The 21,637-nt window shown below is 43.6% G+C and carries 19 protein-coding genes; 18 read left to right on the top strand and 1 reads right to left on the bottom strand.

Annotation, left to right across the window (positions count from 1 at the left end):
* Positions 1-17: 17 nt before the first annotated feature.
* The 6 genes from fusA (at position 18) to GPK58_RS07195 (ending at position 6,150) form a co-directional block, all read left to right on the top strand.
* The gene (gene fusA, locus GPK58_RS07220) at positions 18-2,141 is read left to right on the top strand and encodes an elongation factor G (protein ID WP_255363785.1); all 2,124 of its coding nucleotides are present in this window, start codon (positions 18-20) and stop codon (positions 2,139-2,141) included.
* Positions 2,142-2,266: 125 nt separating this feature from the next.
* Complete coding sequence (tuf, locus tag GPK58_RS07215; RefSeq protein WP_215638428.1) at positions 2,267-3,460, top strand: elongation factor Tu; 1,194 nt, start codon at positions 2,267-2,269, stop codon at positions 3,458-3,460.
* Between the two features lie 322 nt (positions 3,461-3,782).
* Entirely contained in the window at positions 3,783-4,460 is a 678-nt protein-coding gene (locus GPK58_RS07210; protein WP_015526358.1) for a hypothetical protein, read from the top strand.
* A gap of 52 nt (positions 4,461-4,512) precedes the next feature.
* Positions 4,513-4,734 (top strand): hypothetical protein, encoded by a 222-nt coding sequence (locus GPK58_RS07205; RefSeq protein ID WP_044960621.1) that lies wholly within the window; start codon positions 4,513-4,515, stop codon positions 4,732-4,734.
* A 56-nt stretch (positions 4,735-4,790) separates the two neighbouring features.
* Complete coding sequence (locus tag GPK58_RS07200; RefSeq protein ID WP_021650335.1) at positions 4,791-5,402, top strand: class I SAM-dependent methyltransferase; 612 nt, start codon at positions 4,791-4,793, stop codon at positions 5,400-5,402.
* A gap of 142 nt (positions 5,403-5,544) precedes the next feature.
* The gene (locus tag GPK58_RS07195) at positions 5,545-6,150 is read left to right on the top strand and encodes a helix-turn-helix domain-containing protein (RefSeq protein WP_227574254.1); all 606 of its coding nucleotides are present in this window, start codon (positions 5,545-5,547) and stop codon (positions 6,148-6,150) included.
* Positions 6,151-6,978: 828 nt separating this feature from the next.
* On the opposite strand, the gene GPK58_RS07190 is transcribed toward GPK58_RS07195, so the two are convergent.
* On the bottom strand, positions 6,979-7,521 hold the full coding sequence (locus GPK58_RS07190; protein ID WP_015526348.1) for an SMI1/KNR4 family protein: 543 nt from the start codon (positions 7,519-7,521) through the stop codon (positions 6,979-6,981).
* Positions 7,522-7,746: 225 nt separating this feature from the next.
* On the opposite strand from GPK58_RS07190, the gene GPK58_RS07185 reads away from it, so the two are divergent.
* The 12 genes from GPK58_RS07185 to GPK58_RS07130 all read left to right on the top strand — a co-directional run bounded on the left by GPK58_RS07185 (position 7,747) and on the right by GPK58_RS07130 (position 21,614).
* On the top strand, positions 7,747-8,535 hold the full coding sequence (locus tag GPK58_RS07185) for an electron transfer flavoprotein subunit beta/FixA family protein (protein ID WP_021650628.1): 789 nt from the start codon (positions 7,747-7,749) through the stop codon (positions 8,533-8,535).
* Positions 8,536-8,548: 13 nt separating this feature from the next.
* Positions 8,549-9,739 (top strand): electron transfer flavoprotein subunit alpha, encoded by a 1,191-nt coding sequence (locus GPK58_RS07180; protein WP_092072303.1) that lies wholly within the window; start codon positions 8,549-8,551, stop codon positions 9,737-9,739.
* 3 nt (positions 9,740-9,742) lie between these two features.
* The gene (locus tag GPK58_RS07175) at positions 9,743-11,161 is read left to right on the top strand and encodes an FAD-binding oxidoreductase (protein ID WP_015526345.1); all 1,419 of its coding nucleotides are present in this window, start codon (positions 9,743-9,745) and stop codon (positions 11,159-11,161) included.
* 18 nt (positions 11,162-11,179) lie between these two features.
* The gene (locus GPK58_RS07170) at positions 11,180-12,349 is read left to right on the top strand and encodes a YkvI family membrane protein (RefSeq protein ID WP_092072300.1); all 1,170 of its coding nucleotides are present in this window, start codon (positions 11,180-11,182) and stop codon (positions 12,347-12,349) included.
* A 290-nt stretch (positions 12,350-12,639) separates the two neighbouring features.
* Entirely contained in the window at positions 12,640-13,491 is an 852-nt protein-coding gene (licT, locus tag GPK58_RS07165) for a BglG family transcription antiterminator LicT (RefSeq protein ID WP_015526343.1), read from the top strand.
* Positions 13,492-13,614: 123 nt separating this feature from the next.
* Positions 13,615-15,501 carry a beta-glucoside-specific PTS transporter subunit IIABC gene (locus GPK58_RS07160; RefSeq protein ID WP_215638427.1) on the top strand — a complete coding sequence of 629 codons (1,887 nt, stop codon included), beginning with the start codon at positions 13,615-13,617 and terminating at the stop codon, positions 15,499-15,501.
* 70 nt (positions 15,502-15,571) lie between these two features.
* Positions 15,572-16,999: a glycoside hydrolase family 1 protein gene (locus tag GPK58_RS07155; protein ID WP_059086639.1), complete on the top strand. Its 1,428-nt coding sequence runs from the start codon at positions 15,572-15,574 to the stop codon at positions 16,997-16,999.
* A gap of 181 nt (positions 17,000-17,180) precedes the next feature.
* On the top strand, positions 17,181-18,851 hold the full coding sequence (locus GPK58_RS07150; RefSeq protein ID WP_215638426.1) for a sensor domain-containing diguanylate cyclase: 1,671 nt from the start codon (positions 17,181-17,183) through the stop codon (positions 18,849-18,851).
* Between the two features lie 197 nt (positions 18,852-19,048).
* The gene (locus tag GPK58_RS07145; RefSeq protein ID WP_215638425.1) at positions 19,049-19,534 is read left to right on the top strand and encodes an RNA polymerase sigma factor; all 486 of its coding nucleotides are present in this window, start codon (positions 19,049-19,051) and stop codon (positions 19,532-19,534) included.
* Positions 19,531-20,301 (top strand): zf-HC2 domain-containing protein, encoded by a 771-nt coding sequence (locus tag GPK58_RS07140; RefSeq protein WP_215638424.1) that lies wholly within the window; start codon positions 19,531-19,533, stop codon positions 20,299-20,301. The genes GPK58_RS07145 and GPK58_RS07140 overlap by 4 nt, the downstream gene beginning before the upstream one ends.
* A gap of 108 nt (positions 20,302-20,409) precedes the next feature.
* Positions 20,410-20,763: an arsenate reductase family protein gene (locus GPK58_RS07135; protein WP_114002855.1), complete on the top strand. Its 354-nt coding sequence runs from the start codon at positions 20,410-20,412 to the stop codon at positions 20,761-20,763.
* The gene (locus GPK58_RS07130) at positions 20,760-21,614 is read left to right on the top strand and encodes a YitT family protein (RefSeq protein ID WP_178809001.1); all 855 of its coding nucleotides are present in this window, start codon (positions 20,760-20,762) and stop codon (positions 21,612-21,614) included. The genes GPK58_RS07135 and GPK58_RS07130 overlap by 4 nt, the downstream gene beginning before the upstream one ends.
* Positions 21,615-21,637 lie beyond the last annotated feature (23 nt).

Here is a 21,637-nt window from a genome sequence, read left to right as displayed (position 1 = left end):
TCGAGGAGGAAAATTCATTGGCTGGAAAAGAAGGAAGAGAATATCCATTAGAGAGAACCAGAAATATCGGTATCATGGCGCATATCGATGCTGGTAAAACAACTCTTACAGAGCGTATTCTTTATTACACAGGTGTTAACTACAAGATCGGTGATACTCATGAAGGTACAGCGACAATGGACTGGATGGAGCAGGAGCAGGAGCGTGGTATCACAATCACATCCGCTGCTACAACATGTCACTGGACTCTTGAGGAGAACTGCAAGCCAAAGCCAGGTGCTCTTGAGCATCGTATCAACATCATTGATACACCAGGACACGTAGACTTCACTGTTGAGGTTGAGCGTTCCCTTCGTGTACTTGATGGTGCTGTCGGCGTTTTCTGTGCTAAGGGTGGTGTTGAGCCGCAGTCAGAGAACGTATGGCGTCAGGCTGATACCTACAATGTACCTCGTATGGCATTCATCAACAAGATGGATATCCTTGGTGCAAACTTCTACGGTGCAGTAGAGCAGATCAAGACTCGTCTTGGTAAAAACGCTATCTGCCTTCAGCTTCCGATCGGAAAAGAGGATGACTTCAAAGGAATCATCGATCTTTTCGAGATGAAAGCATACATCTACAATGATGAGAAGGGTGATGACATCTCCATTACTGATATCCCGGAGGATATGCAGGAAGATGCAGAACTTTATCATACAGAGCTGATCGAGAAGATCTGCGAGCTGGATGATGACCTCATGATGGAGTATCTTGAGGGAGATGAGCCTTCTGTAGACAAGCTGAAAGCTGTCCTCAGAAAAGCTACATGTGAGTGTACAGCAGTACCGGTTTGCTGCGGTTCCGCTTACAGAAACAAAGGTGTTCAGAAACTTCTGGATGCAATCCTTGAGTATATGCCGGCTCCTACAGATATCCCGGCTATCAAGGGTGTTGACCTTGACGGCAACGAAGTTGAGAGACATTCATCTGATGATGAGCCGTTCTCCGCTCTTGCATTCAAGATCATGACTGACCCATTCGTAGGAAAACTTGCTTATTTCCGTGTTTATTCAGGAACAATGAACTCCGGTTCTTATGTACTGAATGCCACAAAAGATAAAAAAGAGCGTGTTGGACGTATTCTTCAGATGCACGCTAACAAACGTATGGAGCTGGATAAGGTTTACTCCGGTGATATCGCTGCAGCGATCGGATTCAAATTCACTACAACAGGTGATACAATCTGTGACGAGCAGCATCCGGTAATCCTTGAGTCCATGGAGTTCCCGGAGCCAGTTATCGAGCTCGCGATCGAGCCTAAGACAAAAGCTGGACAGGGCAAACTTGGTGAGGCACTTGCTAAGCTTGCTGAGGAGGACCCGACATTCCGTGCTCATACAGATCAGGAAACTGGACAGACCATTATCGCTGGTATGGGTGAGCTTCACCTGGATATCATCGTTGACCGTCTTCTTCGTGAGTTCAAGGTTGAGGCTAACGTTGGTGCACCTCAGGTTGCTTACAAAGAGACAATCACCAAGCCTGTTGATGTAGACAGCAAGTATGCTAAACAGTCTGGTGGTCGTGGACAGTATGGTCACTGTAAAGTTAAATTCGAGCCTATGGATGCCAACGGAGAAGAGCTGTACAAGTTCGAGTCCACAGTTGTTGGTGGTGCTATTCCGAAGGAATACATCCCGGCAATTGGCGAAGGTATCGAGGAAGCTATGAAAGCTGGTATCCTCGGAGGATTCCCGGTAGTTGGTGTACATGCAAATGTATACGATGGTTCTTACCATGAAGTCGATTCTTCTGAGATGGCATTCCACATTGCAGGTTCTCTTGCATTCAAGGATGCTATGCAGAAAGCAGCTCCGATTCTTCTTGAGCCAATCATGAAGGTCGAAGTTACTACACCAGAGGATTACATGGGTGACGTTATCGGTGATATCAACTCCCGTCGTGGACGTATCGAGGGTATGGAAGATATCGGTGGCGGTAAGATGATCCGTGGATATGTTCCGCTTTCCGAGATGTTCGGATATGCTACAGACCTTCGTTCCAGAACACAGGGACGTGGTAACTACTCTATGTTCTTCGAGAAATATGAGCAGGTTCCGAAGTCTGTACAGGAGAAGATCCTTTCTAAGAAGGACTGATCCACTATAAATAAATAAAATGCTTGCAAATAACCTTGGTTTGCAATATAATCAAGGTTAGCAAGTTTAAATCTGAAAAAATGCTCTGATCACAGAGTCAAGTTTTTTAAGGAGGACATTTTAAAATGGCAAAGGCTAAGTTTGAGAGAACAAAACCGCATTGTAACATTGGTACCATTGGACACGTTGACCATGGTAAAACAACTTTAACAGCTGCAATCACAAAAGTTCTGGCTGAGAGAGTTGCTGGAAACGTAGTAGAAAACTTTGAAGATATCGATAAAGCTCCAGAAGAAAGAGAGCGTGGTATCACAATTTCTACAGCTCACGTTGAGTATCAGACAGAGAAGAGACATTATGCACATGTTGACTGCCCAGGACATGCTGACTACGTTAAGAACATGATCACAGGTGCAGCTCAGATGGATGGTGCTATCCTTGTTGTAGCAGCTACAGATGGTGTTATGGCTCAGACAAAAGAGCACGTTCTTCTTGCTCGTCAGGTAGGTGTTCCTTACATCGTTGTATTCATGAACAAATGTGATATGGTAGACGATGAGGAGCTTCTTGAGCTCGTAGAGATGGAGATTCGTGAGCTTCTTTCCGAGTATGACTTCCCAGGAGATGACATCCCGGTTATCCAGGGTTCTGCTCTTAAAGCTCTTGAGGATCCGGCTGGCCCATGGGGAGATAAGATCATGGAGCTTATGGATGCTGTTGACAGCTACATTCCGGACCCACAGCGTGACACAGATAAACCGTTCGTAATGCCTGTAGAGGATGTATTCTCCATCACAGGACGTGGTACAGTTGCAACTGGTAGAGTTGAGGCTGGTGTTCTTCACGTATCTGATGAGGTTGAGATCGTTGGTATCAAAGAGGAGACTCGTAAAGTTGTTGTAACTGGTATCGAGATGTTCCGTAAACTTCTTGATGAGGCTCAGGCTGGTGATAACATCGGAGCACTTCTTCGTGGTGTTCAGAGAAACGAGATCGAGCGTGGACAGGTTCTTGCTAAACCAGGAACACTTACATGCCATACAAAATTCACAGCTCAGGTTTACGTTCTGACTAAAGACGAGGGTGGCCGTCATACACCATTCTTCAACAACTATCGTCCGCAGTTCTACTTCAGAACAACAGACGTAACAGGTGTTTGCAACCTTCCAGAGGGAACAGAGATGTGCATGCCTGGAGATAACATCGAGATGACAATCGAGCTGATTCATCCGATCGCTATGAGCCAGGGTCTTACATTCGCTATCCGTGAAGGTGGACGTACTGTAGGATCAGGACGTGTTGCTACAATCATCGAGTAATCGTTAATTAGTATAACATCCTAATTTAATATATATTGAGTACCGCAAGGTACATTGTGTCCAAACGTAAGATACCCCGGAACCGTAAGGTTTCCGGGGTTTTTCTGTTGGGTGGAAAGTAAAATCATCTATGAATTTTCAATGCGGAGATTAAAGGAAATTTATCAATAAGACTAAGTAAAGATAAATTTAAAATTGAAAAATAAGACCAGCGGTGCCAAAACGGTGCCAAAAAAACTCCTGCGAATGTTTGCTATTCACAGGAGTAATTTTTTTACCAGCCTTTGATCTGTTTGATCTGTTCAGCACGTTCCGGATCACGATGATATTGCAGTTTCAGACGGATTGTTACCACAATATCCAGCTTTTAAAAGATGACAAGGAGCAGGCAGTTAAAGATAAAGAGGAAGCTGAGAAGTGTGCGGAAAAAGCCGAGAAAGATCTGCATAGCCTGGAAGAACGCAGAGAACGGTTACAGCCGGTAATGGATAATGTCAGCAAAGAAATAAAGGAATATGGAACAGTGAAAACTCTACTTCCAGAAGCTGGTGCATTGGAACGTGCAACAACCTACCGGGATAAGAAAATAAAACCACTGTTTACTCAGGTGAAAAATAAAATTGCTGCGATGGCTGCACAGGTTAAAGAACTTGCCGAAGAAGTAGAAAAATGGAAACACAAATATCAGAAAACAAAGCAAGCATATAACCAAATACAAAGAGAGTTAGATGCAGTGCGTGAAGAAAAAGAGCAGTTATTTGATGAAAAACAACAATTGCAGGATGTTTCTGATAGATATGACCGGGTAGTGCGTGTTCTTGGAGAAAATGCTGTAGATGATGCGGTACAACAGGATATACAGGAGCAGAAGGCATTAGAAGAAAAGCGACAAATGGAGCAAATGCCAACAGGAAGTATTCACGAAAGACTTGCCTGGGGAGCCAGAAAGAGCAGTCGGAAGGCTGCTCTTTGGCAATCTAAGAATAGAGTTTTGGGATAGAATATGATAAAATGTAAGAGATAAATCGGTATTTAACGAGGAGGTAATGATTATGAGTAGAAATATAAAAGGTGGTTTTTTAACATTAAGTAGTGTTGTTGGTATTGTAGGAATGATAATAGCGGCAATGCAAAATCCAGCAACTGCATGGGTAACGCCACCTGGAAGAATGATTATAAGTATTTTAGAAAATGGATTATTGATTCCTACGGTTTTATTCCTTGTTCTTTTTATTTATGGATTGTATATTCTCCTAACGGAGAAAAACGATTGAGCAATACCGGTTTGTCGAATTAAGAAAACCGGTATTTGTGGAGGAGGAATTCTGTAATGAGATTTTTTGAAAATACCCGTAAGCCACAAGGCTTCGGCGGAAAATTGATGACGAAGATGATGAACAGCGGTCACGCCAAATTATCGCAATGGGGATTCTCAAATATCTCCACGAAGTCTGATGCTGAAGTTCTTGACGTCGGCTGTGGCGGCGGAGCAAATATTGCGGTCTGGCTTGATAGATGTAGAAATGGCCACGTGACAGGAATGGATTATTCTGAGGTTAGTGTGGCAAAATCTCAAAAATTGAACGCCCTCGCCATTAAACAAGGGAAATGTAATGTAGTTCAAGGAGATGTATCTGCTATACCCTTTTCTGACGCGACTTTTGATTATGTTTCTGCCTTCGAAACAGTTTACTTTTGGCCAGGATTAGTAAAATGCTTTTCCGAGGTCAACCGTGTGCTGAAAAGCGAAGGCATATTCCTGATTTGTAACGAGAGTGACGGAACGAATGCCGCAGATGAAAAATGGACAAAGATGATCAATGGTATGAAGATTTACACATCTAAACAACTTGTTGCCGCTTTGAAAGAAGCGGGTTTTACAGAGATCAAAACGTATTCAAATGCAAAAAATCATTGGATAAGTATTGTTGCAACGAAATAGCCAAATTCCAGTTTGTATAATTGAAAAAATGAAAAACGCATAGACAACTGTGTCTATTAGTGAAAATACGACATTTCTCGCTTTGTGTCGTGTTATTTGCAGATAACAGATTCTATATTTGATGATGAAAGGAGGAGTTGAGGTGGACCAAGTAAAAATCGGGAATTTTTTAAAAAAACTTCGCAAAGAAAAAGGCATTACACAGGAGCAGTTGGCAGAAATATTAAATGTCTCTGGAAGGACCGTATCCAGATGGGAAACCGGAAACAATATGCCGGATATCAGTATTCTTGTGGATATTGCAGATTATTATGATATCAGCATTCCTGAGATTATCAGTGGAGAAAGGAAAAGCGAGATGATGAACGAAGAAGAAAGAAAAATTGCTAAAACAATGTCAGATTATGCAACTACAGAGAAAGAGAAGATTTTTAAGGAAATGAAGCTCCAAAGTGTCATGGGAGTTTGTGCATTGGTTCTATACTGGATTCTGCATGAAACAGGTGCATATATGTATAATGATGTGTTAGGAAAGCTTGCCGGCTATTGTGAGACCTTGGTATCTGTGTCAGTCATAATGATAGCAGCATTTACGACAGGATCTTTAAGCAAGGTGCGGAGCAAGAGTAGGAAAGTTTTTGTGTTCGAAAATTTCCCAAAACCTATGCAATTAGTTGTAACTGCAGTTGTTGCCTTTGGTGGAGCTGCTGTGATCAAGCTGGTACTGGTGTATTTTTTCGGCTTATAAGTATTTTCAAATTCGTATTACATACTATGAAAAAGAACTTTTTGACATTCTTACAGATGCGTGATAATATGCTTATAGAAAAAAGAGTGCTACCGATAGACGGTTAGTCCGTTTTACTATTTAGAATATCTATCAAAAATAACCGCTTAGTTTGCAGACTGGGCGGTTATTTTTGTGGTTTATGATTATCCTTGCCTAATGTATATCCGATACAAAAGCAGGTTAGGCCGAAGCTCACTACTGCTATGAAGTCAACAATACTCATTGGCTTAGTTCTTCTTTCCAGTGGATTCCCTTTTGGGTTTCTATGTAATCAGAGGGTCACAGGTCTCCGTTTCACTTCGGTCGTTGCAAAACGAGTGCCAGTGGCACTCTGCAACCCTCTGTTGAAGGACTAACCGCCTACCGTTATGGTAGCACCCATATTCTGATTATAACCGCCTGAAACTGTCGGCGCAATATGAAGTTGACAGATGAGAGTAGGGCAACTGTAGAAAAGAATCTTTTCGACCAGGGATTCCGGTGCCAAAACGGTGCCAAGAAATCAGGCAAATAAAAATAGATGGTGCAAATCAGCCGTTTTTCACTGTATTTTGGATAGAAAACCATAAAAAATATGAGGTAAAACGGGATTAAAGTATCGCGAGGGTGGACGTACTGTAGGATCAGGACGTGTTGCTACAGTTATCGAGTAACCGTTAATTAGTATAACATCCTAATTTAATATATATTGAGTACCGCAAGGTACATTGTGTCCAAACGTAAGATACCCCGGAACCGTAAGGCTTCCGGGGTATTTTTACGAAAAATATTCATAAAATTTCTGTTTTATGGATTCAAGAAATACCAGAATTCATGCCCCTGGCATACGATATATCTTTCCAGCCATTCATTAAAAGGGATATTAAAACGATCAGTATCTGGAGCTGGATAGCATAGGTAATCGTCTCTGCCTTCTGATACAGCCTGAAGATCCATGGTTATATCGCCGATGTCCTGTAAGCAAAGAACAGGAAGATGATATGTAAACTCCGGATCAGATAAAATAGGCGTACTATTCCAAGATTCCTTTTCTTTGAGCGCTCTTTTTAAAGAATAAATGGTACAGCTGACTAAAGAACTGCCTTCCTCTCCGCAAAAAAGTTCCATGCCATTTGAGCAGGATAAAAAAGCTTTGTATGAGGCAGGAAGTTTCATATTGGGAAAATATTTTTCAAACAGCTGAAATTCTTCAGGTGTTACAGGAGGGTTAAATTTATGAGTTACTTTTATAGGTTCATCGCCTAAATGCCACTGATAGACCCATCCATTATTTTCCATTTCATATTTTAGATTGTTGAAAATTCTGTAGATTGCACGGATGTCTTCCATTACATATATGCTCCTTGATCGATGTGATATTGTAAAGATTCATATGTCTGCTTTATTTGATAACGGAGAGTAATTATAGCATGCTTAAAAGTTTTTTCAATGCTTTTTTGTGCAGAATTTACCAAAACCCTCTCGACTTTATACCACGTTAATGCTATACTTATACAGCTGTTTAACGTTTTAAAGCAAAAAATAAAAGTGAAAATACAGGAAAGAAGATAGAAAATGAAGATCGTTGTATGTATGAAGCAGGTACCGGCAACTTCCAAGGTTGATATCGATCCGGAAACCGGTGCCATGAAACGAATGTCCGGTGAGACAAGGACTAATCCATATGATCTGTTTGCATTGGAAACAGCCCTTGCGATCCGGGAAAAAACAGGCGGAACTGTAACCGTTCTTACTATGGGACCGCCTCAGGCGGAAGAGATGATCCGGGATGCTTATACCATGGGTGCTGATGAGGGCGTGATCCTTTCAGACCGAAAATTTGCGGGAGCGGATGTTCTGGCAACCTCTTATGCGTTAGCACAGGGAATCCAGGTGATCGGCGGTGCAGATCTGATCATCTGCGGAAGACAGACCACAGATGGTGACACAGCCCAGGTTGGACCGGCCATTGCAGAGCATCTGACCATCCCACATGCTGCATGGGTAGCTGAGATCATGGACGTCAATGAAAAAAGCATTCAGGTCCGTCAGGATCTTGTCAGTGTTTCCCAGGTTTCCGAGATTCCGTATCCATGTCTTTTAACCATTGACAAGGATACCTGCGTGCCACGTCTGCCATCCTATTTATTAAAGAAGGCAACTTCAGACCGTCCGGTACGGATCTTAAGCTTTGAAGATATGCCGGATCAGGATCTGAGCCGTTACGGACTGATCGGTTCCCCCACCTCTGTGGAAAAAATGTTTGCGCCGGAGGAAAGTGAAAAACAGGTTTATCTGGAAGGAACTGCAAAGGAAAAGGCAGACAAGCTTGTTGCTCTCCTGACCGGAAAGAAGATCATATAGGGGGAAGCGGAACATGGAATTTTTAAAATTTGATATAAACAAATGCGTACTCTGCGGAGTATGCGTGGAGAAATGTCCTTTTGGGGCCCTTACCATAGAGGGAAATGGAATTGTTGTAGGCGATGCCTGTCGTATGTGTGGGCTTTGCGTTCGTAACTGCCCGGAGAAAGCTATCCGGTTTGAGCAGAAGGCGAAATCCTTTGACAAGGATAAATGGAAAAACTTTCTTATCTATGTGGAGCAGGAGAGAGGAGAGATCCATCCGGTTACCTTTGAGCTGATCGGAGAAGCAAGAAAGATGGCTGTCAAAGTCGGTTATCAGGTTAACTGTGTGATCGTCGGAGGAAAAGGAACAAAGGAAAATGCGGAAAAGCTTCTGCCGTATGGCGTAGACAATGTGTACGTATATGAGCATGAAGGCTTCGAAGGCTTCCGCGCAGACTGTTATACAGACGCAGTTGCAGACTGTATCGCAGCAAACAAACCAAGCTCTGTGCTGATCGGAGCTACTGCGCTGGGGCGTTCCCTTGCACCGAGGCTTTCCACCAGATTCCATACGGGACTGACTGCAGACTGCACAACTCTGGATATCCGTTCCAACACCGATATGATCCAGATCAGACCGGCTTTCGGCGGAAATATCATGGCTCAGATCGGCATCACCAAATCAAGGCCACAGTTTGCCACGGTCCGTTATAAGGTTATGGACAAGGCAGAAAAAGTAAAAAATCCGCATGGTCAGGTGGTTGTATGTCCGGTAAATGAAAAAATGGCAGATTCCAGGATCAAGATTCTGTCATCCAGGGTCATTGATAAGGTAAAGAGCCTTGAGGAAGAGGATGTTCTGGTAGTAGCAGGCCGTGGTGTCCGGAATGAAAAGGATGTGGAAATGTGCCGGGAACTGGCAGATGCCCTTGGCGGACAGCTTGCCTTCACCCGTCCTATGGTAGAAAACGGATTCGGAGATGTTGCACATCAGATCGGACTTTCCGGAAGAACTGTCCGTCCGAAGCTGATCATCACCTGCGGCGTATCCGGTGCTATCCAGTTTACCTCCTGCATGACAGGATCTGACTGTATCGTAGCGATCAACAATGATCCGGAGGCACAGATCTTTAATGTTGCAGATTACTGCATCGTGGATGATCTGTATCAGGTTGTACCGGAGCTGACAGAACTGATAAAGAATCGGAAGGAGGATTAAGTCATGGCATATCCCTATAAAAAAATGACTTCAGAAGATTTTGACTACATCCGTTCTGTGACTGCTTCAGATCGTGTATGGGTCGGCGACGAGATCGCAAAAGAATATTATCGTGATGAGATGCCGGAGTACGGAGTTTTTCCTCCGGAGCTTTATGTGGAGGTTTTAAATAAAGAAGAGATCTCAGCCATCATGGCTTACGCATATAAAGAAAATATCCCGGTGGTATGCCGTGGCGCAGGAACCGGACTTGCAGGTGGAGCAACCTGTAAATATGGTGGGATCATGCTGTCCGTGATGCGCATGAACAAGATCTTTCCGATCGACAGAAAGAACCAGACCATCACAGCGGAGCCGGGAGCACTTCTCATCGATATCCAGGCGGCAGCAGCGGCAGGCGGACTTTTTTATCCGCCGGACCCGGGCGAAAAAACAGCTTCCATCGGCGGCAATGTTATCACAAATGCCGGTGGCATGAAAGCGGTACGATATGGACTGACCAGGGATTTTGTCCGCTGTATCGAGGCAGTTATGCCGGATGGTTCCATCATGAATTTTTCATCCAACGTTGTGAAGAACACAACGGGATATGATGTAAAAGATCTGGTGATCGGCTCAGAGGGAACCTTATGTATCCTGACTCAGGTAACGCTGAAGCTTCTTCCCGCACCGACCTGCACCTGTACCCTTGTAATGCCGTTCAGGAGTCTTGAGGAATGTGCAGACATGGTCCCGAAGGTTCTGGAGCTGCCGTTTGTGCCAACAGCCATCGAGTTTCTGGAAAGAGAACTGATCGATATCGTAAAACGCAATCTGAATAAAATGTTCCCAGTAAAACAGGGAGAAGCAGTGCTGATCGTTATGTATGATGCTTCCAGTAAACAGGAACTTGACAGCGCAGTAGAGGCAGCAGCGGAAGCAGCCCTGGCAAACGGAGCCCTGGACTGCTGTATCGCAGGCACACCGGAGCGTGCCGGAGCTGTATGGAGTGTCCGGGGCGGGATTTTGGAAGGAATGAAAGCAGATTCTGTCGCACAGGAGGAGTGTGACGTAGTTGTTCCGCGTGCAAGGATCGCAGAGTATGTAAAAGCAGCCAAAAAGATCGCAAGTGCACATGGTATCCGTGTAGAGCCCTGCGGACATTGCGGAGACGGAAATATCCATACAGAGATGCTCCGTGGACCGGAAATGAGTGACCAGGAGTGGAAGGAAGCCACTCACGCAAGTCTGGTAGAGCTGTATGCACTGTCCAAGGAACTGGGCGGACAGCTTTCCGGTGAGCATGGCATCGGAAACGGACGTCTGGAATTCTTGGAAGAATTTGCGGGACCGAGAATGATCGCTCTTTATAAAGCCATCAAGCTGGCTTTCGATGATAAACTGATCCTGAATCCGGGAAAAGTCATCGAATATAATAAATAAAAAATGGGGGAAAGAGAGATGAGTCAGAATAAATCATTACAAAGTAAAATGCCTCTGGCTATGGGACTTGCGTTCGTCGCATTTACCACACAGTTCGGAGGCGGATTCGCATCAGGAGCGCAGATCTATCAGTACTTTATCAACTACGGTATCTGGTGTCTGATCCTGCCGGCAGTGACACAGGGATTGTATGCATTGTTTTTCTGGTATGGAATGCGCTATGCTTATAAACACAAAACCTACGATTACAGAAGCTTTTCCGACAGTCTTTACGGAAAAACGAAACCGGTTATGTCCAATCTCTATGAGATTTGTTACCTGATCATGATCGGAACTGCATCAGCAGCAGCCTTTGCAACCGGCGGTTCCACACTGCAGACACTGTTCGGGATCCCATACTGGCTCTGTACACTGATCATTGCAGCATTTATCTTTGTGATCGCGCTTTTCGGAACCAATGTCGTAAGAAAATGTGCTTCTACATTAAGTGTGCTGATCATCATCGGTCTTGTACTGGTACTTGTTCCGAATATCATTGCACAGTGGGGAGATATCACAGCTTCCATCCATACTATGTCCTCCGGAGAAATGACTGTACTTTCCTCCGAGAGCGGAGCCTTTGGACCGGCTCTCTATTCAGCAGTCCTTTATTTCTTCTTCCAGCTGGCATCTGTTTCTGTTATGTACCAGCACATGGAGGATGTAACGGACGAAAAACAGATCAACAAAGCAGCGATCTGGATGTTTGTATGCAATTTCTGTGCAATGGAGCTTTCCATCCTCGGACTTCTTGCCATTGCATATGTAAGTGAACTGGCATCTGCATCGGTACCGATGCTGGTACTGGTCCAGAACGGTGTAGGCGCCGGTATCCTGACACCGATCATTTCTCTGCTGATCATCCTTGGAGCTATCTCCACAGCAGTAAATATGATCTCCGGTATTGTGACCCGCTGCGTAAATGCAGTGGAGCGTCGTATGGACAGCCCGGCGAAAAAAGCGCAGGGACACCTTGGAAGAAATGCAGTTTTTACAGCGATCTTTACATTCCTGGCATTTGCCATTGCACAGTTCGGTCTGATGACAGTTGTTAAAAAGGGATATGCATACCTTGGATATGCGGCGTTTATTACATTGTTTGTACCGTTTGTTGTACATGCCGTTGCGACAAAGGGAAAAGAGATCTGAAGAATAAAAAGCTGAACAGAAAATCCCCCGTTGATCCGTATGGCAGGATCATCAGGGGATTTTGTCAAAGTTCACAAAAATATTATAAATATTTTATTAAATATTCCAGATAGACAACATATATTTTTTCTGATATTATTACGTACAGTTATTAAATAGTTACGAATCAGAAGGATTGTTACTGAAATATTGATTTATCGTCAGGCAAGACCTTATAGTAGTATAGGAATAGGTTTTCTATATACTGTAATGGTCTTTTTTTATTTGTTTGGCAGCGGGGGAACAGGACTATGGTTATCCATAAGATTTTGAATAATAATCTGATACTGTCCAGGGATGGACAGGGACATGAAGTTATTGTAAAGGGCTGCGGAATTGCCTTTCAGAAAAAGAAAGGACAGCAAGTGGAGGAGTCCAGGATCGAGAAGATCTTTACTGCGGAAAATGCCCAGATCAGCAAGGAGATACAGGGTTATCTGACTGCTATTCCGGAAAAATATCTGGATTTTGTGGAAGCCTTTGTAAATGATGTGAAGGAAAAAGAGGGGATGAAATTAAATGACAGTATTTATTTTTCCCTTAGCGACCATATCATGGGTGCGATCTCCAGACTTGAAAACGGGATCCGCCTTCAGAATATGCTGCTTCTGGATATCAAGCAGCTTTATCATAAGGAATATGAGATCGGCTTGGAATTACTGAAAAAGGTAAATGAGATGTTCGAGGTAGATCTTTCTGCAGATGAAGCAGGATTTTTTGCATTGCATTTTGTGAATGCGGAAGATGGCGGCAAGACGGACAGCTATCAGATTTCCATTATCGTACATCAGATCCTGGACATCGTGGAGAAGTATTATGACAATATGGAATTTCAGGAGGATAATCTGTATTATCAGCGGTTTCTCACGCATCTGAAATATTTTGCCCAGAGATTCCTTCATAAAGAGCTTCACTATGATGAGAATCAGGAGCTTTTCAAGATCATCAAGGAGCAGTACAGAGAAGCTTACGGCTGTGTAAAAATGATCTATCTTATGATGGAAGAGGAATATAAATACGCTATGACTGAGGATGAAATGCTGTATCTGACGATTCATATCCAGAAGATCACAGAAGACCATAAACGTCTGAAAAATCTGTGAAAAGAGATTGTTTTATAAATTAGGTGTTAATGGATTGTTACTGAAATACGTGCCATGTGCGTATCTTTTCAGGCAAGACCTTTAATATAAATTTCAATATTTATTATTAAAGGAGGTCCCCAAATGAAAAAGGACTATGCAAAAACTGCAGACACACTGATTGCAGCGCTGGGCGGAAAAGATAATATCACCCGTCTGTTCCACTGCATGACAAGGCTTCGTTTCTATGTGAAAGACAGATCGAAGATCAACGAGAAAGAGATCTTAAAGCTTTCTGAGATCTCCGGCGTTAACTGGCATGAAGATCAGTTCCAGGTTATCGCAGGAAATGAAGTGAACGCTGTTTACAAGGCATTGGAGGACAAAGGTGTTCCTACCGATGATGCACCGGCAGCGAACTCTGACAGCTCAAAGAGTGTTGTTTCAAAAGTTATCGATGCCATCACCGGATGTATGACCCCGATGATCCCTGCCCTGACTGCAGCCGGTATGATCAAAGTTGTACTTACTCTGCTGACAACTTTTCATCTGGTATCAGAAACAAGCAGTACCTACCAGGTGATCAGTTTTATCGGAGATGTTACTTTCTACTTCATGCCGTTCCTGATCGCAGCAAATGCTGCCAAGGTTTTCCGCGTGAACCAGTCACTGGCGCTGTTTATTGCCGGTGTTTACTTAAGCCCTACCTTTGTAACTATGGTAGCCGGTGATGCGGCCATCACACTGTTTGGTCTGCCGATCACAAAAGCAACTTATTCTTATTCCGTTATTCCGGTTATCCTGATGGTATGGATCACACATTATATTGAGATTCTGGTTGATAAGATCACACCGAAAATGGTAAAACTGATCCTGAACCCGACACTGGTAATTCTGATCAGTGCACCGATCGCCCTGATCGTAGTTGGACCGCTCGGAACAATTATTGGTAACGGACTTGCGGTAGCCATCAACTTCCTGTCCGTAAAACTTGGTTTCATTATTGTAGGTATCCTTGCAGCAACCTTCCCGTTCATCGTTATGACTGGTATGCACCATGCGCTGACACCAATCGGACTGAATGCCATTGCAACCGGTGGTACCGATACACTGATCTTTGTATCTCAGGTATGCTCTAACCTTGCACAGTCCGGAGCTTCTCTTGCAGTAGCTGTAAGATCCAAGGACAGCAACATGAAACAGCTGGCAAGTGCAGCCGGTGTCTCCGCTCTTATGGGTATCACAGAGCCTGCTCTGTATGGTGTTACACTGAAACTGAAAAGACCGGTTGTAGCAGCTTCCATAGCAGCCGGAATCGGTGGTATCGTAGGAGGACTTCTTCAGGTTTCTCTTTACATTGCACAGAATTGTATCATGGCGATCCCGGCGTTTATCGGTGAGAAGGGATTAAGCAATCTGCTTTATGGAATCATTATGATCGTGGTATCTTTTGTAGCTGCTTTTGTTCTTACGCTTATCTTCGGATTTGAGGATGTAAAGGCTGAGACAGAGGATGAAGTACAGAACACAGATACAGAAAAACAGCCGGCACAGCAGAGTGCTCCGCTTGTAGATAAGATCGAGCTTTGTGCACCGGTAGCAGGAACTGTAAAAGCACTTTCCGATGTTCCGGATAAAACTTTTGCTGATAAGGTTTTAGGTGATGGAGCAGCAATCGTTCCATCAGAAGGTAAGGTTTATGCACCGGCAGATGGTACGGTGGCAAATATCATGGACAGCAAACATGGAATCATGTTTGTGACAGAAAGTGGAGCAGAAATTCTGATCCACATCGGACTTGATACTGTAAATTTAAATGGTAAATATTTTAAATCCCATGTTTCTGATGGAGATAAGGTAAAAAAAGGAAAGCTTCTTGTGGAATTCGATATGGATGCCATTAAGAAAGAAGGATATGATCTGATCACACCGGTTGTTGTGACCAATATTTCTGATTATATCAAAGCAGTATGCATGGAAAAAGAAGATGCAGCTGTAAATGCAGGAGATAAATTCCTGACTATTGTATAAGAATAACAACGAAACATCAGGCGGAGATAACAGATCCGCCTGATGTTTGTAAAAAGGAGAAAATTAAAATATGAAAAATTATAACCGTATGCCGGAAAACTTTCTCTGGGGCGGAGCAACCGCTGCAAACCAGTATGAAGGCGGTTGGGATGAGGATGGCAGAGGCCCATCCATTGCAGATATCCTGACAGGAGGAAGTGTGGATAAGGAACGTCGTCTTACACCGCCGGCACCGTTACCGGAAGAATTTTATCCCAATCACCAGGCGACTGATTTTTATCATCACTGGAAAGAGGATATTGCTCTTTTTGCAGAGATGGGATTTAAGGTATATCGTTTTTCTATTTCTTGGTCCAGAGTGTTCCCAAATGGGGATGAGGAAACTCCAAATGAGGAAGGCCTTAAGTTCTACGACAATGTGATCGACGAACTGAGAAAATATAACATTGAGCCGCTGATAACGATCTCTCATTATGAGAATCCCCTTCATCTTTCTCTGGAGTATGGCGGATGGAAAAATCGTAAGATGATCGATTTCTATCTTCGATTTGCAAAGGTTTTATTTGAGAGATATAAAGGTAAGGTAAAATACTGGCTGACTTTTAATGAGATCAATATGCTGACGCAGGACTTTGGTGCGGTATTCTGTGCAGGAATGCTGGACCCGAAGGATGTATGTGAGCAGAGCCGTTATCAGGCAATGCATCACCAGCTGGTAGCAAGTGCACTTGCAGTTTCCATGGCTCATGAGATCGATCCGGAGTTTATGCTTGGCTGTATGCTTGCTTATCACAATGGTTATCCATATACCTGCCATCCGGATGATATCTTATATGCACAGCAGTTTGGGCAGATCCACAATTCCATTGCCGGTGATGTTCATGTAAGAGGATATTATCCGGGATTTGCAGCGAGATACTTTGAGGAGCACGGAATCCAGCTGGAGGTTCTTCAGGAGGATAAAGAGATCCTCAAGAAGGGTACGGTGGACTTTTTCACTATCAGCTATTATTCCAGTAGCTGTGTCAGCGTGACAAAGGACGGAGAGAAAACGGCCGGAAATGGAAGTGACAATCTGAAAAATCCATATCTGAAAGCTTCCGACTGGGGCTGGCAGATCGATGCAACTGGTCTTCGCTATGTTCTGAACCAGATCTATGACCGCTATCAGATTCCGATCATGATCGTGGAAAATGGTCTTGGGGCGGTGGATCAGCTGACAGAGGATGGAAAGATTCACGATGATTACCGTATTGAATATATGCGCCGCCATATAGAGCAGATGAAGGAAGCAATCCATGACGGAGTAGATCTGATCGGCTACACCTGCTGGGGCTGTACAGATCTTGTCAGTGCCTCCACTGGAGAATTCAAGAAGCGTTATGGTCTTATCTATGTAAATAAAAATGATGACGGGACCGGAGACTTTTCTAGAATCCGCAAAGATTCTTTTTACTGGTACAAAAAAGTGATTGAATCCTGCGGGGAAGAGCTTTAACTGAATCAACTGCGAAGCAGTTATCTGGTGTAGAATTATGTAGCGAATGCGGTTGCTTTTATCCGGTTGACGACAAAATCCTGGAGTATGACAATGTACTCCGGGATTTTTTTGGAAGGTTGACTTTTACACGGTAAAGTGTAATACTTATTGTAAGTGACGAATGTGAGGAGTGTTTTTTATGCCGGATGAAAAAGTACTGCAGGTAGCGATACTTATATGGGGATGTGTATTTTGTGCTATAGCTGCATTATGTATATTTCTGAGCAGTAATTATGACAGGGAAAAGCGTCGGTATCTTATCCTGATGGAGAGTTTTGCTTCCATGTTATTGCTGATGGATGCCATGGCGCATATTTTCAGCGGATATCCCGGAGTTCTGGGCAGTGTGATGGTCCGTATTTCGAGTTTTCTCGTATTCCTTTTAAGTGACGTAGTCCTGCTGTGTTTTCACATTTATGTGAGTGTTTATCTGTTTTCGAAGAGGGAGCGGAGAACATTAAAAAGAGTAAAAGCCGGATATGTTATTGCTGCTGCAGGGGTTGCTTTTGTGGTGATCTCGCAGTTTACTCACTGGTATTATTACATAGATGGGGATAATTATTACCATCGGGCACCGTTATATATTATGTCAATTCTTCTTCCGGCAGCAGGCTTGCTCATTGATCTTACGCTTCTGCTCCAGTACAAAAAGAGAGTCAGTCGGAAGCTCCTGTTCTCTATGCTGTCATGCGTTGTACTTCCGGCAGTGGCGGCAGCTGTGCAGGCATTCTGGTATGGAATGTCGCTGATCGAGTTTTCTGTTGGTATTTCCATGATCATTATGTTTATCGTGACGATGACGGAGCTGAATCAGGAAATGTATCAGCTGATAAGCAGAGAGGGCAAGATAAAGGAAAGACTTGAGATCGCAACGATACTGAATAAATGCATTGCTGAGTTGATATCAGGAGAAGATGAAGATGCGGCGATCTCCAATCTGCTGCGTATTATCAGTGGGTATTTTGACGGAGATCGCAGTTATATTGTTCAGATCGATGAAAAGAGGAATGTCTGTACAAATACCTATGAGTATGCCATGAACGGAGTGACTGCTGAGAAGGATAATCTTCAGAAGGTTCCCATGGAAATGCTGGATATCTGGATGGACAGCTTTCGGAAAAATGGCCTGTATTATATTCCGGATATTGAGGAGGAGCAGGGGCAGCCGTATTATGAGACTCTGAAGATGCAGGACATTACCAGGCTGCTGGCCGTTCCTTTAAACAGTGACGGAAAGATCATAGGATTTCTCGGGGTAGATAATCCGAGACTGCATTATGAGGATCATACGCTGCTGTCATCCATACAGTACTTTTTAACGGACAGCCTGAAAGCCAAGGAGCGTAAGGCGCATCTGCAGTACATGAGCTACCGTGATATGCTGACGACCTTGTATAACAGGAACAGGTATATTCAGGTTCTGGAAGGTATGAAGGCAAAAACAGTGATAAAAACAGGCGTAGCATATATTGATATCAATGGTCTGAAACGGGTGAATGATCTTTACGGACATGAGGCCGGAGACAGGCTGATCATAAATATAGCGAGTTCCATGCTTGCGATTCTGCCGGAAAATGCTTACCGGGTAGGTGGCGATGAATTTGTACTCATCTGTTTTGACATGGATGAGAAGATTTTTCGAAGTAAGGTCCGGGATATCTGTGACAGCATTGCTGCCAAAAGGATCAGTGTTTCTGTTGGTGTTGTCTGGGAGGAAAGCTCTTCGGAGCTTGAGACAATGCTGAGAAGAGCAGATGATCTTATGTATGCGGAAAAAAAGAAATATTATGAAAAGCATGGAACGATGTGAAGGTATGCAGCAGAGTGTAAGAGGAGGTCAGAAGAAAATTCTGACAATGCTGTGCCCGGTATTTTTATACCGGGCATTTCGTTTGTGCTAAAAGAAATGCCGGAATAAAAATATCAGACGAAATTTTGAAAAATTTTCTGTAACATTTTTGAAATCAGTGCGTCTTATAAGTGAGAAGGGAGGAAAGAGAAAAACCGATGAACATAGAGGAACTTTACCGGACATATTTTGACATTGTATATCGGTATATCCGTTCTATCTCACAGGATGGATCGCTGGCTGAGGAAGTGACACAGGAGACATTTTTTAAAGCTCTGGAAAAGATAGATCAGTTCCGGGGTGACTGTGATGTGCGTGTGTGGCTCTGCCAGATCGCAAAGAATACGTTGTACGATCATCTGAAAAAACAGAAGAAGCAACTTCTCGGGGATGAGAAGCTGGAAAAAACAGAAAGCGCTGGCGGAGAGCTTCTGGAGGAAAAGCTGGCGCAGCGGAGCCAGGCTATGGAAATCCACAAGGTTCTGCATAGACTTTCGGAACCGTACAAAGAAGTTTTTTCCCTGCGGATCTTCGGAGAGCTGACCTTCCGTGAGATTGGAATGCTTTTTGGAAAAAGTGAAAACTGGGCGAGGGTGACTTATTACCGTGCAAGAGTAAAGATCGGAGAGGAGCTGGAGCAATGAGGATCACATGTGATGTAATACAGGATCTGATGCCATCTTATGTGGACGGCATTTTAAGTGAAGACAGTCAGGCGTTGGTAAAAGAGCATATGGAAGCTTGTAAGGAATGCAGAAAAATGTTGGAGATTATGAAAGAGGAGCAGGGAAAAGAGCAGGCTCAAATGATATTATCTGCAGCCTCCGGAGCACGACACAGAGTTGGTGAAACGGAAAATATCAGAAGCGCAGCCGCACTGAAAAAAATCCGGAAAAAATTAATAATACGCAGAGTGCTGACAGCAGCAGTGGCAGTTATCCTGACACTCATCGCTGCGGCAGCAGGCTATGACCACTGGTATTTCAACGAAAAATACATGACCCTGGAAAACAGCGGAATGTACGTGAAAAATAACAGTTTGTATTCTTCCAATAATCTCATCAACCGAATGAAAGTACAGTACACAGAAGATGGAAAAACAGAGTTCGTCTATGCCATTGACGCGCCATATGCAGGAACTCTGGAACTGAAAGGCGATGACATGCTGCTTCAGGATTTTTCCAAAAAGACAGAGGAAGTATCACCGGAAGACGACAGCACCCCGGAAACGGTAACAGAGGTTTATTATATGAGTGAGGAGGCCAGAAAGAAGAGCCTGGAATTAACAGAGCTGGAAGCAAAGGGAGATCTGGATGCAGCGGAGAAAATTGTGGATGAGATGAAACAGGAATCGAAGCTGATATGGTCGGAACAAGAGGATAGAAATACCGCATCGTCTATGTTAAAATAAAACCTGGACAGTACAGTGAAAAAGTTCTATAAAAATTCTGTGCTGTAGGCAAAAAAACAGACAGCAGTGAATTTACGTATTTACTGCCGAAGAACAGGGGGACATAAGATGTTATTTGTATGCTATCCAAAATGCAGTACCTGCAAAAAGGCTCAGAAATGGCTGGATGAGAGTGGCGCAGAATATACGTTGCGTGATATTAAGACGGACAATCCAACTGCAGAGGAACTGAAAGTCTGGTGGGAAAAAAGCGGTCTTCCGCTGAAGCGTTTTTTCAATACCAGTGGAAATATTTATAAAGAGATGAAACTGAAAGATAAACTTCCGGAGATGAGCGAGGAAGAGCAGCTTGCGCTTCTTGCAACAGACGGGATGCTTGTGAAACGACCAATCCTTGTTGGGAAAGACAAGGTGCTGGTGGGCGCTAAAGAAAAAGAATGGGAAGAGTATCTGAAATCATGAAAAAGAAACTGAATTATGCGGATATCGTTAAGGAAACCGTGATCCTCACCGTGGCAGTGGCGATCATTGCAGCGGCGGTATATTTTTTCCTAGTGCCAAGCCATACGTCGGTCAGCAGTATTTCCGGTCTTGGAATCGTGCTTTCCAACTTTGTGCCGCTGCAGCTGTCGGCGATTACCATGATCCTGAATGTGGTATTGCTGATCATTGGATTTTTTACCTGTGGAAGAGAGTTTGGAGTTAAGACGGTTTATACCAGTGTGATGCTGCCGTTGTTTCTGGGATTGTTTGAGATCATTTTTCCAAATTTCGGTTCCATGACAGATAGCCAGGAACTGGATGTTCTGTGTTATGTTCTGGTAGTGAGTGTGGGACTTAGCATTCTTTTTAACAGGAATGCATCCTCAGGCGGACTGGATATCGTAGCGAAGATCATGAATAAGTATCTCCACATGGAACTTGGAAAAGCCATGTCCCTTTCCGGTATGTGCGTGGCACTTTCTGCGGCGCTTGTGTATGATAAAAAGACGGTAGTCTTAAGTATTCTGGGAACGTATTTTAACGGAATCGTTCTGGACCATTTTATTTTTGATCATAATATCAAGCGGCGTGTCTGCATCATCACGAAAAAGGAAGAGGAGCTGAGGCAGTTCATCATTCACGACCTGCACAGCGGTGCAACGATCTATGAGGCCATCGGAGCCTATAACATGGAAAAACGCCGTGAGATCATAACCATTGTAGATAAAGGCGAATATCAGAAGCTGATGAAGTTTATAAACCAGGAGGACCCGAAAGCGTTTATCACGGTTTATAATGTATCGAATATGCGGTATCAGCCGAAGAAATAAGAATATTTTGCTGGAATAAAAAA

This window comes from Blautia sp. MCC270 (assembly GCF_018785605.1).
Taxonomy (GTDB): domain Bacteria; phylum Bacillota; class Clostridia; order Lachnospirales; family Lachnospiraceae; genus Blautia_A; species Blautia_A fusiformis.
This window is presented reverse-complemented; position numbering and strand designations above follow the sequence as displayed.

Coding starts and splice junctions, on each gene's coding strand:
- GPK58_RS07160 (WP_215638427.1), top strand. CDS start 13,615: ATGAAAAAGGACTATGCAAAAACTGCAGACACACTGATTGCAGCGCTG.
- tuf (WP_215638428.1), top strand. CDS start 2,267: ATGGCAAAGGCTAAGTTTGAGAGAACAAAACCGCATTGTAACATTGGT.
- GPK58_RS07130 (WP_178809001.1), top strand. CDS start 20,760: ATGAAAAAGAAACTGAATTATGCGGATATCGTTAAGGAAACCGTGATC.
- GPK58_RS07140 (WP_215638424.1), top strand. CDS start 19,531: ATGAGGATCACATGTGATGTAATACAGGATCTGATGCCATCTTATGTG.
- GPK58_RS07200 (WP_021650335.1), top strand. CDS start 4,791: ATGAGATTTTTTGAAAATACCCGTAAGCCACAAGGCTTCGGCGGAAAA.
- GPK58_RS07150 (WP_215638426.1), top strand. CDS start 17,181: ATGCCGGATGAAAAAGTACTGCAGGTAGCGATACTTATATGGGGATGT.
- GPK58_RS07135 (WP_114002855.1), top strand. CDS start 20,410: ATGTTATTTGTATGCTATCCAAAATGCAGTACCTGCAAAAAGGCTCAG.
- GPK58_RS07185 (WP_021650628.1), top strand. CDS start 7,747: ATGAAGATCGTTGTATGTATGAAGCAGGTACCGGCAACTTCCAAGGTT.
- licT (WP_015526343.1), top strand. CDS start 12,640: ATGGTTATCCATAAGATTTTGAATAATAATCTGATACTGTCCAGGGAT.
- GPK58_RS07155 (WP_059086639.1), top strand. CDS start 15,572: ATGAAAAATTATAACCGTATGCCGGAAAACTTTCTCTGGGGCGGAGCA.
- GPK58_RS07175 (WP_015526345.1), top strand. CDS start 9,743: ATGGCATATCCCTATAAAAAAATGACTTCAGAAGATTTTGACTACATC.
- GPK58_RS07145 (WP_215638425.1), top strand. CDS start 19,049: ATGAACATAGAGGAACTTTACCGGACATATTTTGACATTGTATATCGG.
- GPK58_RS07180 (WP_092072303.1), top strand. CDS start 8,549: ATGGAATTTTTAAAATTTGATATAAACAAATGCGTACTCTGCGGAGTA.
- GPK58_RS07170 (WP_092072300.1), top strand. CDS start 11,180: ATGAGTCAGAATAAATCATTACAAAGTAAAATGCCTCTGGCTATGGGA.
- GPK58_RS07190 (WP_015526348.1), bottom strand. CDS start 7,521: ATGGAAGACATCCGTGCAATCTACAGAATTTTCAACAATCTAAAATAT.
- GPK58_RS07205 (WP_044960621.1), top strand. CDS start 4,513: ATGAGTAGAAATATAAAAGGTGGTTTTTTAACATTAAGTAGTGTTGTT.
- GPK58_RS07210 (WP_015526358.1), top strand. CDS start 3,783: ATGATATTGCAGTTTCAGACGGATTGTTACCACAATATCCAGCTTTTA.